The organism is Falsiroseomonas sp. HC035 (assembly GCF_050563525.1).
Lineage (GTDB): Bacteria > Pseudomonadota > Alphaproteobacteria > Acetobacterales > Acetobacteraceae > Falsiroseomonas.
The window spans coordinates 49,372-63,282 of sequence record NZ_JBNXUN010000007.1; the positions used below are offsets into that span (position 1 = coordinate 49,372).

At 71.5% G+C, this 13,911-nt stretch carries 13 protein-coding genes; 7 read left to right on the top strand and 6 right to left on the bottom strand.

Going from position 1 to position 13,911, the window contains the following annotated elements; all coding sequences use genetic code 11:
* Positions 1-22 precede the first annotated feature (22 nt).
* The 3 genes from ACLF3G_RS16200 to ACLF3G_RS16210 all read left to right on the top strand — a co-directional run bounded on the left by ACLF3G_RS16200 (position 23) and on the right by ACLF3G_RS16210 (position 2,982).
* The gene (locus tag ACLF3G_RS16200) at positions 23-1,018 is read left to right on the top strand and encodes a calcium/sodium antiporter (protein ID WP_430670430.1); all 996 of its coding nucleotides are present in this window, start codon (positions 23-25) and stop codon (positions 1,016-1,018) included.
* A gap of 73 nt (positions 1,019-1,091) precedes the next feature.
* Positions 1,092-2,333, top strand: coding sequence for an MFS transporter (locus ACLF3G_RS16205; RefSeq protein ID WP_430670431.1), 1,242 nt, complete (start codon positions 1,092-1,094; stop codon positions 2,331-2,333).
* A 1-nt stretch (position 2,334) separates the two neighbouring features.
* Positions 2,335-2,982, top strand: a complete 648-nt coding sequence (locus tag ACLF3G_RS16210) for a trimeric intracellular cation channel family protein (RefSeq protein WP_430670432.1) — start codon at positions 2,335-2,337, stop codon at positions 2,980-2,982.
* Positions 2,983-3,036: 54 nt separating this feature from the next.
* On the opposite strand, the gene ACLF3G_RS16215 is transcribed toward ACLF3G_RS16210, so the two are convergent.
* Together ACLF3G_RS16215 and ACLF3G_RS16220 are read right to left on the bottom strand one after the other, a co-directional pair.
* Positions 3,037-4,137: an alanine racemase gene (locus ACLF3G_RS16215; protein WP_430670433.1), complete on the bottom strand. Its 1,101-nt coding sequence runs from the start codon at positions 4,135-4,137 to the stop codon at positions 3,037-3,039.
* Entirely contained in the window at positions 4,134-5,252 is a 1,119-nt protein-coding gene (locus ACLF3G_RS16220) for a pyridoxal-phosphate dependent enzyme (protein WP_430670434.1), read from the bottom strand. Before ACLF3G_RS16220 ends, ACLF3G_RS16215 begins: the two co-directional genes overlap by 4 nt.
* A gap of 51 nt (positions 5,253-5,303) precedes the next feature.
* On the opposite strand from ACLF3G_RS16220, the gene ACLF3G_RS16225 reads away from it, so the two are divergent.
* Positions 5,304-6,410, top strand: coding sequence for a M20/M25/M40 family metallo-hydrolase (locus ACLF3G_RS16225; RefSeq protein ID WP_430670435.1), 1,107 nt, complete (start codon positions 5,304-5,306; stop codon positions 6,408-6,410).
* On the opposite strand, the gene ACLF3G_RS16230 is transcribed toward ACLF3G_RS16225, so the two are convergent.
* Genes ACLF3G_RS16230 through ACLF3G_RS16245 form a run of 4 tightly spaced genes read right to left on the bottom strand, consistent with a single transcriptional unit; the run spans position 6,404 to position 9,892 of the window.
* Positions 6,404-7,747 (bottom strand): tetratricopeptide repeat protein, encoded by a 1,344-nt coding sequence (locus ACLF3G_RS16230; protein ID WP_430670436.1) that lies wholly within the window; start codon positions 7,745-7,747, stop codon positions 6,404-6,406. The two genes, ACLF3G_RS16225 and ACLF3G_RS16230, sit on opposite strands and share 7 nt — an antisense overlap.
* Positions 7,748-7,757: 10 nt before the next feature.
* Positions 7,758-8,432, bottom strand: a complete 675-nt coding sequence (locus tag ACLF3G_RS16235) for an SDR family NAD(P)-dependent oxidoreductase (RefSeq protein ID WP_430670437.1) — start codon at positions 8,430-8,432, stop codon at positions 7,758-7,760.
* Between the two features lie 9 nt (positions 8,433-8,441).
* A complete protein-coding gene (locus ACLF3G_RS16240) occupies positions 8,442-8,792 on the bottom strand; it encodes a YnfA family protein (protein WP_430670438.1) in 351 nt (116 codons plus the stop codon).
* Positions 8,765-9,892, bottom strand: coding sequence for a M20 family metallopeptidase (locus ACLF3G_RS16245; protein WP_430670439.1), 1,128 nt, complete (start codon positions 9,890-9,892; stop codon positions 8,765-8,767). Before ACLF3G_RS16245 ends, ACLF3G_RS16240 begins: the two co-directional genes overlap by 28 nt.
* A 114-nt stretch (positions 9,893-10,006) precedes the next feature.
* Here ACLF3G_RS16245 and ACLF3G_RS16250 point away from each other — a divergent pair, with 114 nt between their 5' ends.
* The 3 genes from ACLF3G_RS16250 to ACLF3G_RS16260 all read left to right on the top strand — a co-directional run bounded on the left by ACLF3G_RS16250 (position 10,007) and on the right by ACLF3G_RS16260 (position 13,885).
* Complete coding sequence (locus ACLF3G_RS16250; RefSeq protein WP_430670440.1) at positions 10,007-10,600, top strand: TIGR00730 family Rossman fold protein; 594 nt, start codon at positions 10,007-10,009, stop codon at positions 10,598-10,600.
* Entirely contained in the window at positions 10,597-11,544 is a 948-nt protein-coding gene (locus tag ACLF3G_RS16255) for a bifunctional riboflavin kinase/FAD synthetase (protein ID WP_430670441.1), read from the top strand. Before ACLF3G_RS16250 ends, ACLF3G_RS16255 begins: the two co-directional genes overlap by 4 nt.
* 136 nt (positions 11,545-11,680) lie before the next feature.
* Positions 11,681-13,885, top strand: coding sequence for a GumC family protein (locus ACLF3G_RS16260; RefSeq protein ID WP_430670442.1), 2,205 nt, complete (start codon positions 11,681-11,683; stop codon positions 13,883-13,885).
* Positions 13,886-13,911 lie beyond the last annotated feature (26 nt).

Sequence of the window (13,911 nt, forward strand, 5' to 3'; positions counted from 1 at the left end):
CATTCGAGGAGACGAGAGACTGATGCCTACGCCGCTGCTGATCCTGCTCGGCCTCATCCTGCTGGTCGTGGGTGGCGAGTTGTTCGTGCGCGGCGCCGTCCGCATCGCCGAACGGCTCGGCGTCTCGCCGCTGATGATCGGGCTGACGCTGGTCGGCTTCGGCACCTCGATGCCGGAGCTGGTGACCAGCGTGCAGGCCTCGCTGGCCGGCGCGCCGGGCATCGCGGTGGGCAACATCGTCGGCTCCAACATCGCCAACATCCTGCTGATCCTGGGCCTCTCCGCACTGATCTTCCCGATCGCCGTGCCCTCCGCGGCGCTGCGGCGGGATGGCGTGCTGGGCGCGGCGACGTCGGCCGCGCTGGTGGCGGTGGCGCTGGGCTGGACGCTGGACCGCTGGGTCGGCGCGGCCTTCCTGGCTGGCCTCGCCGCCTACATCGCCTATGCCTGGCGGCAGGAGCGCCTGCCGACGCCTGACCACACCGCCGCCTTCGAGAAGGCGCAGGCCTTCGAGGAGGTCCACCCCCCCGGCAGCCTGCATCCGGCCGACCCCGCGGCGCCCGGCTGGCGCGGCACGCCGCTTTCGGTGGGCTTCGTCCTGGTGGGCCTGGTGCTGGTGGTGCTGGGCGGCGGGCTGCTGGTGGAAGGTGCTACGGCGCTTGCGCGCAGCCTGGGCGTGGCGGAGAGCATCATCGGCCTGACCATCGTGGCGGTCGGCACCTCGATGCCGGAGCTGGTCACCTCCGTCGTCGCGGCGCTGCGACGGCATGCGGATGTGGCGCTGGGCAACGTGCTGGGGTCCAACATCTACAACGTGCTGGGCATCGGCGGCGCCACCGGGCTGATCGCGCCCACCGTCATACCGGCCGACATCGCCGGCTTCGACGTCTACGTCATGCTCGCCGTGTCGCTGCTTCTGCTGGTCTTCGCGCGCACCGGCTGGCGGATCGGCCGGCGGGAGGGGGCGCTGCTGATGGCGTGCTACGCCGGCTACATCGCCTGGTCCTGGCCCGCCTGATGAGCGCGCGGGCTGATTGACCACCCCGCCGCAGGGGCGCAATTTCACGGCGAAGACACGGAGCCTGCCTGCCATGGCCGCCGCCGCCCCTGCCGAAGCGCCGCCTGCCGCCGGCCATGACGCCCGCATCCTGGCGCTGATCGGCACCGGCCACTTCCTCAGCCATTTCTACATGCTGTGCCTGCCGCCGCTGTTCATCGCCTGGCGGGCGGAATTCGATGTCTCCTACGCCGCGCTCGGTCTCGCCTTCGCGCTGATGAGCGCGACGACGGCGGCGTTGCAGACCCCGGTGGGCTTCCTGGTGGACAAGCACGGCGCGCGGCCCTTCCTGGTCGGCGGCGTGCTGCTGATGGCGCTGTCCATCGCGGCGATGTCGGTCGCGCCCGGCTACTGGGCGATCCTGCTGCTGGCGGTGCTGTCCGGGGTGGGCAATTCGGTGATCCACCCGGCGGACTACGCGATTTTGGGCGGGTCGATCCACCCGAGCCGCATCGGCCGCGCCTTCGCCATGCACACCTTTACGGGCAACCTCGGCTTTGCCGCGGCACCGCCCACCGTGGCCGCGATGCTGCTGGTGATGGACTGGCGGCCGGTGCTGCTGATCCTCGGCCTGCTCGGCGTGCCGGTGGTGCTGGCGATCCTGTGGCAGAGCCGCATCCTGCGGGACCAGGCGAAGCCGAAGGCCAAGCCGGGCCAGGCGGCCGGACCGAGTGGCCGGGAATTGCTGCTGTCCCGGCCGATCCTGCTGTTCTTCGGCTTCTTCCTGCTGTCTGCCATGGCGGGGTCCGTCATCCAGACCTTCACCATCACGGTACTGGGGGAGCTGTGGGGCACGCCGGTCGCCGTCGCCTCCTTTGCGCTCACCGGCTACATGGTGGGGGCGACCAGCGGCACGCTGGTGGGCGGCTGGTTCGCCGACCGCTCGCAGAAGCATATGCCCTTCGTCATCATCCTGACCTCGCTGGCCGCGCTGATCCTGGTGTTCATCGGCGCGGTGCCGGTGCCGGAATGGCTGCTGCCGCTGCTGGCCGGCGCCGCGGGGCTCGCCATGGGATCCTCCCGCACGCCCCGCGACGTGATGTTGAAGAACGCCATCCCGCCGGGGCAGATGGGCAAGGTGTTCGGCTTCGTCTCCTCCGGCCTGCCGCTCGGCGGCGCCATCACGCCGGTGCCGCTGGGCTGGCTGATCGACCTGGGACTGGCCTGGATGGTGCTGCCGATCGCGGCGCTGCTGCTGCTGGGGTCGCTGCTGTGCATGGGCGGCGCCAACGGGGCGGCACGCGCCGCCCGGCCGCTCGCGGTTCCGGCCGAGTAGCTTGGGCGGCTTCGACAGCGCGCTGCGGGTTCTCGACCTGCTGGGCATCGCGGTGTTCGCGGCCTCCGGCGCGCTGGTCGCCAGCCGGAAGCAATTGGACGCGGTGGGCTTCGTGCTGATCGGCGTCATCACCGGCATTGGCGGCGGCACGGTGCGCGACCTGATGCTCGGCCGCACCCCGATTTTCTGGCTGAACCAGCCCGAAATTCCCGCCATCGCCGCCGCCGCAGCGCTGCTGGTGTTCTTCTTCGCGCATCTGATCGAGAGCCGGTTCAAGGCGCTGCTCTGGGCGGACGCGCTGGGGCTGGCGCTGTTCGCGGTGATCGGGGCGGAGATCGCGCTGATCCGCGGCGCGGAGCCCTGGGCCGCGGTGCTGCTCGGCACCATCACCGCGACCGCCGGCGGCATTCTCCGGGATGTGGTCTGCAACGAGCTGCCGCTGATCCTGCGGCGGGAGATCTACATCACCGCAGCGGCGGCGGCGGCGCTGACTTACGTCGCGCTGCGCCTGGCACCGCTGCCGCGTGATGTTTCGCTGATTGCGGGCATCGCGGTGGGCTTCGGGCTGCGTGGCGCGGCGATCTGGCGCGGCTGGTCGCTGCCGACCTACCGGGCGCGTCCGGCGCGGGATTATCCGGACCAGCGTTAGCGCGTTTTCGAGGCAGGCGACTTCGCCTGACGGTTCGGAAAACGCGCCAAAAAACTACCAGCCATTCACCCTCTGCCACACCGCGACGACGCGCCCCGTCTCGTCCAGCACGTGGTAGTGCGCATACGCCGCCGCCGTCAGGCAGACATGGTTCGGCGCGATGCGCAGGCGCGTGCCGACCGGCAGGCGCTCCAACGGCAGGTCGTCGCCGCGCACCTCGCCATGTTCCTGGTGCACCCGCACCACCATCGCCTCGCCGAGACTTGGCTTGCCGTCACGGTCGAGCACGCGGCCGAACTTCCAGTCCTTCGGCGCCGCTTCCGTGCTGCGGTCCTTGGACAGCGCCAGCGCCCCGGCATCGACCAGCACGGCGCCGCGCGCCGGGTAGCGGCCAATCACGCTGGTCAGCACGGTGACGGCAATATCTTCCAGCGGATGCACGCCAAGCTGCGCCTGCAGCAGGTCGCCCATCATGTAGACGCCGGCCCGCATCTCCGTGACGCCATCCAGATGCGCGGCGAACAGCGCGGTGGGGGAGGCACCGGCGGAGACGATCTTTACCGCGCAGCCGGCATCGCCCAGCCGCGTTGCCGCCTGGACGATGCCGGCACGCTCGACCTCGGCCAGGTCGCGCATCACCTGGTCGGACCGCCCGGCATAGGAATGCCCGGAATGCGACATCACGCCGGCCAGCTTCGGGCCGAGCGCGCGGCCGATCCCGAGCAGCACGTCGCCGTCTGGCGCCACACCGGCGCGGCCTTCGCCGACATCGACCTCGATCAGGGTGGGCAGGTGGCCGGGGTGCGCGGCGATGGCCTTGGCCGTGTCCAGGTCATCGGTGATGATCTTCACCTGGGCGCCCTCGGCGTTCAGCGCCGCCACCGCATCCAGCTTCGCCGGCACGATGCCCACGGCATAGATCTGGTCGCGGAACCCGTGCGCGGCGAAGTAGCGCGCCTCGGCCAGGGTGCTGACGGTGATCGGGCCGCCGCCGGGCGCGGCCAGTTCGGCGACGGCGGCGGATTTCGCCGTCTTCATGTGCGGCCGCAGCACCACGCCGGGGTGGCGCGCCACCGCTTCCGCCATCCGGGCGATGTTGCGCTTCAGCGTGGGCAGGTCGAGCAGCAGGCAGGGGGTCGGCAGTTGGTCGATCACAGCGCCACTCCCAGCATCTCGGCATAGCGCGGCGTGGCCTTCAGGCCGGTGCCGGTGAGGACGACGATGGTGGTCTCGCGTTCCGCGATGCGGCCCTGCGTCCGCAGCAGGTCGTAGGCGGCGGCGGCCTGGGCGCAGGTCGGCTCGACATAGATGCCGGTGCGGGCCAGGGCGAGCGCGGCGGCGGCGATCTCCGCTTCCTCCACCAGCACGGCGCCGCCCTGCGATTGCCGCAACGCGTTCAGGCATTCGGCCAGGCGGATGGGCTGGGCGATGGCAGTGCCCTCCGCGATGGTGGGCTTCGCCTCCACCGCCGGCAGGCCCAGCGCGGCGCGCGCGATCGGCCCGCAATTCGCCGGCTGCGCCGCCCAGATGCGCGGCAGCTTCGCGATCTGGCCAATTCGGAAGAGTTCGGAGAATCCGAGCCAGCAGCCGAGCACGTTGGACCCCGCGCCGCAGGGCACGATGACGTTGTCCGGTGCCCGAAAACCGAGATCCTCCCAGAGTTCGTAGGCCAGGGTCTTGGTGCCCTCCAGGAAGAAGGGCTGCCAGTTGTGGCTGGCGTAGAACAGGTTTGCGGATTCGCGCAGCGCCGCGTCGGCGCAATCCTGGCGGGAGCCGGGGATGAGCCGGATGGTGGCGCCAGCTGCCCGCGACTGCACGGTCTTCGCCGGGCTGGTGCTGTCCGGCACGAAGATCGTCGCCGCCAGGCCGCCCGCCGCGGCATAGGCGGAAACAGCGGCGCCGCCATTGCCGGAGCTGTCCTCCAGCACCGCGGTGATGCCCTGGTCGGCCAGCAGCGACAGCATGACGGAGGCGCCGCGGTCCTTGAAGCTGCCGGTGGGCATGAACCACTCGCATTTCAGCAGCGCGGTGCCCTGGCCCAGGCGGCGTTCCACCAGCGGCGTGCAACCTTCCCCCATGGTGATCGGCGCGCGCGGCTGCCAGGGCAGCGCGGCGGCGTAGCGCCAGATGCTGCGGCTGCCGGTGGCGATGTCGGCGCGGGAGATGCCGTTGCGCGGCGTCAGCAGCAGCGGCGCCTGGCCGTCACCGCACCAGCGGGGGGTGTCGAGCGGCCAGGTCTGGCCGCTGCTTGGGTCGAGGTAGCTTTGCATGGCGCGCATCCTCCCTTGCCCGGCGGGTCGCGGCAAGCGACCCTGCCGCGCATGGACACACAGGACCCCGTGCTGCGCCTCGCAGCCGACCTCATCGCGATCGACAGCCGATCCACCCTCTCCAACCTGCCCGTCGCCGAGCGGATCGAACAGGAACTTTCCGGCTTCGAGGTCGAGCGAATCGACTATGTCGATGCGAACGGAATCGCCAAGCGTGCACTGGTTGCGCATCGCGGGCCGAAGGGCGGCCATGCGCTGTCCGGGCACATGGACACGGTGCCGGCGACGGGGTGGGAAAGCGCGCCCTGGACGCCGCGCCTCGATGCGGCGGGAATGCTGCACGGATTGGGCAGCGTCGACATGAAGGGGCAGGTCGCGGCGGCGATCGTCGCCGCGCAGCGCGCGCCCGCCGATGTGCCGGTGACGCTGCTGATCACGACGGATGAGGAGACCACGAAGCAGGGCGCGCTGCGCATCGCCCGCGACAGCGCCTTGGCAAGATCGCTCGGGCTGCGCGGCATCTTCGTGGTGGAGCCGACCGGGCTGGTGCCGGTGCGCGGGCACCGCAGCCACATCGCCTTCACCGCCACGGCGCATGGCGTGCAGGCGCATTCCTCGACCGGCAAGGGCACGAATGCGAACTGGAAGCTGCTGCCCTTCCTGGTCGCGATGCGCGCGGTGCATGACGAGTTGCGGACCAATCCCGCCTTGCAGGATGCGGATTACGAACCGCCCTTCTCGGACTTCAACCTGATCCTGGACAACCACGGCACCGCGGTGAACGTCACCGTCGCCAAGGCCACGGCGCAGATCAAGTTCCGCTACAGTGCCAAGGTGGACCCGCAGCCGATCCTGCACGCCGTGCGCCAGGCGGCCCGCGAGGCCGGCATCGACCTGGCGGAGCAGACGGAGGGGTTTCCGCCCGAACTGCCGACGACGCACCCCTTGGTCGGGCTGGCCGTGCAGTTGACCAACCGGGCACCGAAGACCGCGCCCTACGGCACGGATGCCAGCCAGTTGCAGGCGCTGGCGCCCTGCGTGGTGCTCGGCCCCGGCGATATCGGCACGGCGCATACGCCGCATGAATGCGTCCGCGCGCAGGACCTGCTGGATGCGGTGCCGGTGTTCGGGCGGGTGTTCGCGGCGGCGGTTCAGTAGGCGACCGCCAGCGCCGCCTCCGCGAAGCCCACGCGCCGCGCCGGTGGCACTGGAGACCTGCCGGCTGCACGCTCCAGCGCCAGCTTCGCATCGCCCATCCGCCCGGCCTTCATGGCGGAATCCACGAAAAGCTGCTCCAGCACGTCCTGCTGCGCGTGGCTGCCGCCCAGGCGGTGCAATGTGCCGAGCGCCGGGCGCAGCACGGCACAGGCCTCGTCGTAGCGGCGCTCGGCATGCAGCGCGACGGCGCGGGTGGCGGGCAGGGCCGCGTCGCGCAGTACGGCGGCATGCGGCGTATTGCCACGTGCGGCGTCCTCCAGCGCCGCCAAATGGCGCTTCGCCGCCTCGCCGCGCCCGGTCGCCGCCAGCGCCATCATCCAGTGCGGCTGGGTGAAGGCGGACAGCGTGTCGCCGATGCGCGCTTCCGCCTTGTCCGCCAGTTCGCGCCAGCGGTCGCCGACGGCGATGCCGCGCAGCTCCAGCCGGAACAGCATCGAGGCAGCATTCTGCATGTCGATGTAGAGGTCCGGCTGTGCCTGCGTCACCTTGGACAGTGGGTCGCGGAAGCGCCGGTCGTACAGGCCCAGCACCGCGTCGAAATCTCGGTTCTCCAGGTGGAACAACGCCTGGTGCCACCAGAGGTGGTGCATCAGGTTGTTGCCGCCGTCCCAGTTCGGCTCCAGCGCCGCGATCCAGTCCAGGCCCTCGCTGCGGCGGCCCTGCATTTCCAGCACATGCGCCACGCCATGCGCGGCCCACAGGTCGCCCTGGTCGATGTCGATGGCAGCGCGGCCCGCAGCCTCCGCGGTGGTGTAGAGCCCGGCTTCCTCATGCGCGAAGCAGAGGCAGGCGAGCACGCTGCCCCAGCCCGGAATCTCGGGCGACCAGCCGGGCATCACGCGCTCCACGGAGCCCACCATGCGGCCGGGGGCGCCCATCCAGAAGGCGCAGAAATGATGCAGCCGGAAGGCCAACAGGTCGCGCGGCGCCTCGGCGTTGATGCCCTCCCAGATCGCCAGCGCGCGATCCGGGCGCCCGTCGATCCAGGCGGCCAGGGCGGACATGTGCGCCCGTTCCCGCGCGGTGCCGCCGAGTGCCTCCGCGCGGCCGAGGCAGGTGGTGGCACGGGCGAGCATGCCGTGGTCGTAGGCCAGCATGGCGAAGCAGCCGGCCATCACCTGGCCGAGCGGCGCGGTGGGGTCCAGCGTCAGGAAGGCCTTCAGCCGCAGGCCAGTGTCGAAGCGGTACTTGAGGAACCCCTCGATGACATGGTCGTAGGCGCGTGCCGCCTCGGCGGAGGCGACGGTGAGGTCGTTGCCCTGGGCGTCCTGATACATCGGTGCTTCCTCAAAAAGTCTCGACCCACGGCCGCAGCTCGATCTCGGCGGACCAGGCGCTGCGGGGCTGGCGGATGGCGGCCAATGCCGCGGTGGCGATGGCGTCGGGATCCAGCAGGCTGTCCTGCTTCGGGTCCGGCCGCTTCTCGCTGCGGATGCCGCCATCGACCACGATATGCACGACATGGACACCCTGCGGGTGCAATTCACGGGCGAGCGACTGGCCCAGCCCGCGCAGCGCGAATTTTCCCATGGCGAAGGGGGCGGACCGGGCAAAGCCCTTCACACCAGCGGAGGCCCCGGTCAGCAGGATGGTGCCGGACCTACGCCTCAGCATGTGACGGGCAGCCTGCTGCGCCACCAGGAAGGCGCCGAAGGCGCAGACCTCCAGCGTGCGACGCACATCCTCGGGCTCCAGCTCCACCGTCGGGCCACGGACGCGGAAGGAGGCGTTGTACAGCACCACCTCGGCCTCCGAGGCCTCCGGCGCCGCGAACAGGGCGGCAACCTGGGCCGGGTCGCTGGCGTCGCAGGCATTCAGGCTGGCGCCGGTCTCGGCGGCGAGGTCCGCGAGCTTGGCGGTGTCCCGCGCCGCCAGCGCCACGGCGTAGCCCTCCGCCGCCAGCAGGCGGGCGAAGCTGGCGGAGAAGCCGGGGCCGGCGCCGACGATCAAGGCTCGCTGCATGATCCTCTCCTACCCGGGGCGCGGCGCGAACAGGATGAGACCCGCCCCCGCCAAACATACCAGCATGCCGAGCGCATCGTAGCGATCCGGCCGCGCGCCCTCCACCACCCACATCCAGGCGAGCGAGGCGGCGATGTAGACGCCGCCATAGGCGGCGAAGGCGCGGCCGGCGAAGGGGCTGTCGATCCGGGCCAGCAGCCAGGCGAAGACGGCCAGGCACGCCAGCCCCGGCAGCAGCCACCAGACGCTGCGCCCGTCCCGCAGTACCGCCCAGGCGGCGAAGCAGCCGGCGATTTCCGCCAGCGCCGCCAGGGCATACAGGCCGAGACTGGTCAGTCGATGCTCTCCAGCAGGCCGCACAGCGTGGTGCAGCGCGCCGAAAGGTCGCGCCACAGGATGTGCTCATGCGGGGCATGTGCCCCGGCGCCGGTGCAGCCCAGGCCATCCAGCGTCGGGATGCCCAGGGCCGCGGTGAAGTTGCCGTCGGACCCGCCGCCGCGATGCTGCTTCGGCAGGTCGTAGCCGGCGGCCGCGGCCAGGGCCTTCGCGCGGTCGTAGAGGCCCAGGATATCGGCCGATTCGGCGAAGGGCGGCCGGTTCATCCCGCCGGTGATGCTGATGGAAATGCCGTCCTGCTCGCCGGCCAGGCCCAGGATCAGCGCCTCCAGCCGCTCGCCCTCCGCGACAGTCGGCACGCGCAGATCCACCTCCGCACCCGCCTCGGGCGGGATGACGTTGGGGCGGGTGCCGCCCCAGACCGGCGCGACATTGGTGGTGATGCCGGCCTGCAGGTCCGTCAGCTCATGGATGCGCAGCACCAGGCGGGACAGCGCGACGACGGCGCTGCGGCCCTCCGCCCAGTTGCCGCCGGCATGGGAGGAGATGCCCTGGATCTTGATCTCGAAGCGACCGACGCCCTTGCGGGCGGTGACGCAGGCGCCGCCGGCGCCGGCCGGTTCCGGGATCAGTGCGGCGCGGGCGCCCCTGGCCGTCGCCTCGATGATGTCGCGGCTGGTCGGGCTGCCGACTTCCTCATCCGGGGTCAGCAGCAGGGCCAGCGGACGCTTCGTCGGGGTCTTCTGGCGCAGGATCTCCCGCACCGAATGGAAGGCCATGAAGCTGCCGGCCTTCATGTCGTAGATGCCGGGGCCATAGGCCTTGTCGCCATCCACGCGGAACGGCATCGAGGCGGCCAGCGTGCCATGGTCCCACACCGTGTCCAGGTGTCCCGCCACCATGACCGGCGCGCCTTCGCCGGGCGTGCGGCACAGCAGCGTGTCGCCGTAGCCATCCCGGCCCGGCATCCGCGTCACGGCCCCGCCCACGGCGCGGAGGTCGGTCTCGCAACGGTCCATGAGCTTGTTGACGGCGCCGGCATCGGTGGTCGGCGTTTCCTGCTCCACCCAGCCACGCAGTTCCTCCAGAAGCCGTTCCGGGGTGCCGATCTTCGTTGCGGGCATATCGGGTTCCATGCGCTTTGAGGGGAGTGTTGTGGCAACTGGGGCGGGCCTTGTCGATCCGACGGGGCACGGCTAACGCAGCCCTGTCGCAGCGCAGCAATCGGGGAAGATTTCGTGACCAGACCGAAGCGGGTGTGCGTGTTCTGCGGCTCCATGGTCGGTGCCCGGCCCGAATATGCCGAGGCGGCGCGGGAGCTGGGGCGGGAGGTCGCGCGCCGCGGCCTCGGGCTGGTCTATGGCGGCGGCGCCGTCGGGCTGATGGGCATCGCGGCCGATGCCGCCCTGTCCGCCGGGGCCGAGGTGATCGGCGTGATCCCGCATGGCCTGCTGAAGCGCGAGGTCGGCCATGGCGGCGGCGTGGAGATGCACGTCGTCGACACGATGCATGAGCGCAAGGCGATGATGGCGGACCTGTCCGATGGCTTCATCGTGCTGCCCGGCGGCTTCGGCACGCTGGAGGAAGCGGTGGAGGCGCTGACCTGGGCGCAGCTCGGCATCCAGGCCAAGGGCGTTGTGTTCCTGGACACCGAGGGCTTCTGGACCCCGTTCCTCAACGTGCTGGACTTCATGCTGGCCGAGGGCTTCGTGCGGGAGACGCAGCGGCCGCTGGCGATGCGGGCGACCACGGTGGCGGAGGCGCTGGACAAGTTGGCAGCATTTGCACCGCCACCCGGGACACAGCCCTGGCTGCGGCCGGAACAGGCGTGACGCCGATTCCGGTTCAGCAGCCGGCTGTCGTCCAGGACTGGCACGGCATCCCGCCCGGGCTGCGTGGCGCCACGGTGGCGCTGGGCAACTTCGATGGCGTGCATCTCGGCCACCTCGCCGTGCTGCGCGCCGCGCATGCGGCCCGGCCGGACCTGCCGCTCGCCGCCCTGACCTTCGAGCCGCATCCGCGCGAGCATTTCCGGCCGGAAGACCCGCCCTTCCGCCTGACGCTGCTGCCCGCCAAGGCTTCGGCACTGGGCGCGGCCGGCGTGCGAACCGTGTTCGCGCTGCCCTTCGACGCCAGGCTGGCGGCGATGCCGGCGGAGGCTTTCGTGGAACAGGTCCTGCACCGCGAACTCGGCGCGCTGCACCTGGCCTGCGGCGCGGACTTCGCCTTCGGCCATCGCCGCGGCGGCGATGTGGCCTTCCTGGCGCAGCAGGCGGAATCGCGCGGCATCGGGCTGACGGTGGTGCCCCCGGTGGTGGATGAGGGAGGGCCGATCTCCTCCACCCGCATCCGGCGCGCCCTGCAGGACGGCTATCCCGACCGTGCCGCCGCCGAACTCGGCCGCGACTGGGAGGTGCGCGGGGAGGTCTTCCACGGCGACAAGCTGGGCCGCGAGCTCGGCTGGCCGACCGCCAACATCCTGCTCGGCCGGCACCTGGAGCCGGCACGCGGCGTCTATGCGGTGCGGGTGGCGCTGGGCGATGGGCGTCTGCTGGCTGGCGTCGCCAATGTCGGCCGCCGGCCGACGCTGGGCGGCGATCCGGTGACGCGGCTCGAAACCCACATCTTCGACTTCGCGGGCGACCTGTATGGCCAGGAGATCGGGGTGCGGCTGGCGCATTTCCTGCGGGCGGACGCGACCTTTGCGGGCCTGGACGAACTGAAGACGGCCATCGCGGCGGACGCTGTTGAGGCACGGCGAGTTCTCGCGGCGTAATACACGCAAATGGTTGGCGCAGCGGTCCGGTTGCGCTAAGCGTAGTCCCAATTCGGTTGACGGGATACGCGACTTTGGAATGGCCAGGCGCTGTTGAGGGTATGCTTCGCGCCGCCGCCCGGGATCTTCCTGGGTCGTGAGGGCGGAGCCCTCCGCCGGGCCGGTCTTCGGCTCCCTTGTCGCGGCGCACGGGCAGCCGCGCCGCGTCGCGGCCCGGGCGACCGCGCCCAGCGCCGCCCCGCTGACGCCGGATGGCTCCGGCTTGCTGCCGATCGATTTCGTGGTGACCGCCATGCTGCGCCGGCGACTTCTGGCCGGCGCCTTCCTGCTGCCCTGCCTGGCGGGCCTGGCGGCCGCCGCGCTGGTCGAGACGCGTTTCAACGCCCAGGCTGTCCTGGTGGCGCTGACGGCGCGGGAGGGGGCCGGAACGCAGGGCCTTTCCGGCTTCGGGCCTTCCGTCGTGGCGGTCGAGATCACGAAGGCGGTGCGCTCCGAGGCCGAGATCCTGCGCAGCGTGCCGGTGGTGCAGGACGCGGTCGCGGCGGTCGGCCCCGCGCGGCTGTATCCCTCCATCGGCGAAGGCGGGCTGCTGTCCTGGCTACGGCCGGCGGCCGGAGAGGCGGAACGGGTGGCGCTGGCCGCCGAACGCTTCGCGCGCAACCTGCGGATCGACACGGAGACCGGCAGCAACGTGCTACGCATCAGCTTCCCCTTCCCCGACCGCGCCCTGGCGGTGGAGGCGCTGGAGGCGCTGCTGGCCGCCTACTACGAACGCCGCCGCGAAACCTTTGCCGAGGACGGCGCGCGGCTGGTCGGCGCGGAACTCGCCCGCCGCGACGAGACGCTGCGGGCGCTGGAGACGCGGATCCAGCAGGTGAAGACCGAATTCGGCGTGCTCGACATCGGCCAGGAGATCAGCCTGACCGCGGCGCGGCTGGATGGGCTGGGGCAGCGGGAGGACCGGGCGCGCGAGCAACAGGCGACCTCCTCTGCGCAGCTCGCCGCGGCGCGGACGCGGCTGGCGGCGCAGCCCGGCCGGGTGCTGGCCTCCGAGGATACCACCAACGTCCTGCCGAACGACGACGCCCGCAACCAGCTGACCCGGCTGCTGCTGGAGCAGCGGCAGATGGCCAGCAACTACCAGCCCGACTACGCGCCGCTGCGCGAGTTGGAACGGCGGATCGAGGTGGCGCGCAACACGGTCGAAAGCGCCGCCCGCACCAACCTGTTCACCCGCCGCCAGGTGCGCAACCCGACGGTGGAACTGCTGGCCGGTCGCGTCGCGGTGCTGGAGGTCGAGACCGATGCCTGGCGCGCGCAGGCGGGCGAATTGCAGCGCCAGCGGGCGGAGCTGGAGGCGCGGCGCCTGGCGCTGCTGGAAGCCGAGCGGCGGCTGCGCGCGCTGGAACGCCAGCGCGGCTCGCTGGAAGCGGTGACACGGCAATTTGTGGCGCGGGAGGCCGGGACGCGACTGGACGAGGCGGCGCTCAGCGAGCAGCCGCCGAGCGTGCGGACCGTGCAGGCGCCGACCGCGCCGTGGCAGGGGCAGAGTCCACGGCTGATGCTGGCGCTCGGCGGCGTGGTAGCCGGGCTGATGTTCGCCGCCGGCGTGCTGATCGCGCTGACGCTCGGCCGCCGCAGCCTGGCGACGCCCTCCGAGGCCGAGCGCGGCCTGCGCCTGCCGGCGCTCGGCGTGTTCGGACGGCTGGAGACGGCGCCGGCGCGCATCATCACCCGGCCAGAGGCGGCGGATTTGGCGGCGCTGCTGCTGGATGCACGGGTCGGTGCGCATCGGCCGCAGATCATCCGCTTCGTGGCGCCGGCCGGCACGGTGGACGAAGGCGCCGCGCTGCGCATGCTGGCGGTGGAATTCGCCCGCAACCGCGGCTTGCAGACGCTGCTGGTGGATTTGCAATCGGATGGCCGCGGGCACCTGGCGGCGCTGGGGTCCAGCCCGCTGGAGGTGGAGCGGGTTCCCGGCCAGGTGCTGACCTTCAGCACCGTGATCCCGAACCTCTGGGTCTCCTACGAGGCGCGCGAGTCCCGCCTGCTCGACCCGCAGGCGTCGCGGGAGCAGGTGGAGCTGCTGACGGCGCAGCTGCGGGATGCCTTCGACGTGGTGATGGTGCTGGGGCCGGATGGCGGGGAGGATACCTACGCCATGGCCCGGCTGAGTGCGCTGGTGGATGCGAACGTCATGCTGCTGCGATCCGAACAGACCAACGTGCAGGCGGCGCGCGCCGCGCGGGATTTCGTGCAGGATGCCGGCGGCCACCTGCTAGGCTTCGTGGTGACGGAACAGCGGCAGTTGGTGCCCGCCGCCCTGGGGCGGCTGCTCTGATGGACCGCCCTGGGGCGGCTGCTCTG

What these genes read in the sequence shown, in the direction of transcription:
- ACLF3G_RS16200 (WP_430670430.1), top strand. Translation starts at nt 23, where the DNA reads ATGCCTACGCCGCTGCTGATCCTGCTCGGCCTCATCCTGCTGGTCGTG.
- ACLF3G_RS16205 (WP_430670431.1), top strand. Translation starts at nt 1,092, where the DNA reads ATGGCCGCCGCCGCCCCTGCCGAAGCGCCGCCTGCCGCCGGCCATGAC.
- ACLF3G_RS16220 (WP_430670434.1), bottom strand. Translation starts at nt 5,252, where the DNA reads ATGCAAAGCTACCTCGACCCAAGCAGCGGCCAGACCTGGCCGCTCGAC.
- ACLF3G_RS16225 (WP_430670435.1), top strand. Translation starts at nt 5,304, where the DNA reads ATGGACACACAGGACCCCGTGCTGCGCCTCGCAGCCGACCTCATCGCG.
- ACLF3G_RS16230 (WP_430670436.1), bottom strand. Translation starts at nt 7,747, where the DNA reads ATGTATCAGGACGCCCAGGGCAACGACCTCACCGTCGCCTCCGCCGAG.
- ACLF3G_RS16235 (WP_430670437.1), bottom strand. Translation starts at nt 8,432, where the DNA reads ATGCAGCGAGCCTTGATCGTCGGCGCCGGCCCCGGCTTCTCCGCCAGC.
- ACLF3G_RS16245 (WP_430670439.1), bottom strand. Translation starts at nt 9,892, where the DNA reads ATGCCCGCAACGAAGATCGGCACCCCGGAACGGCTTCTGGAGGAACTG.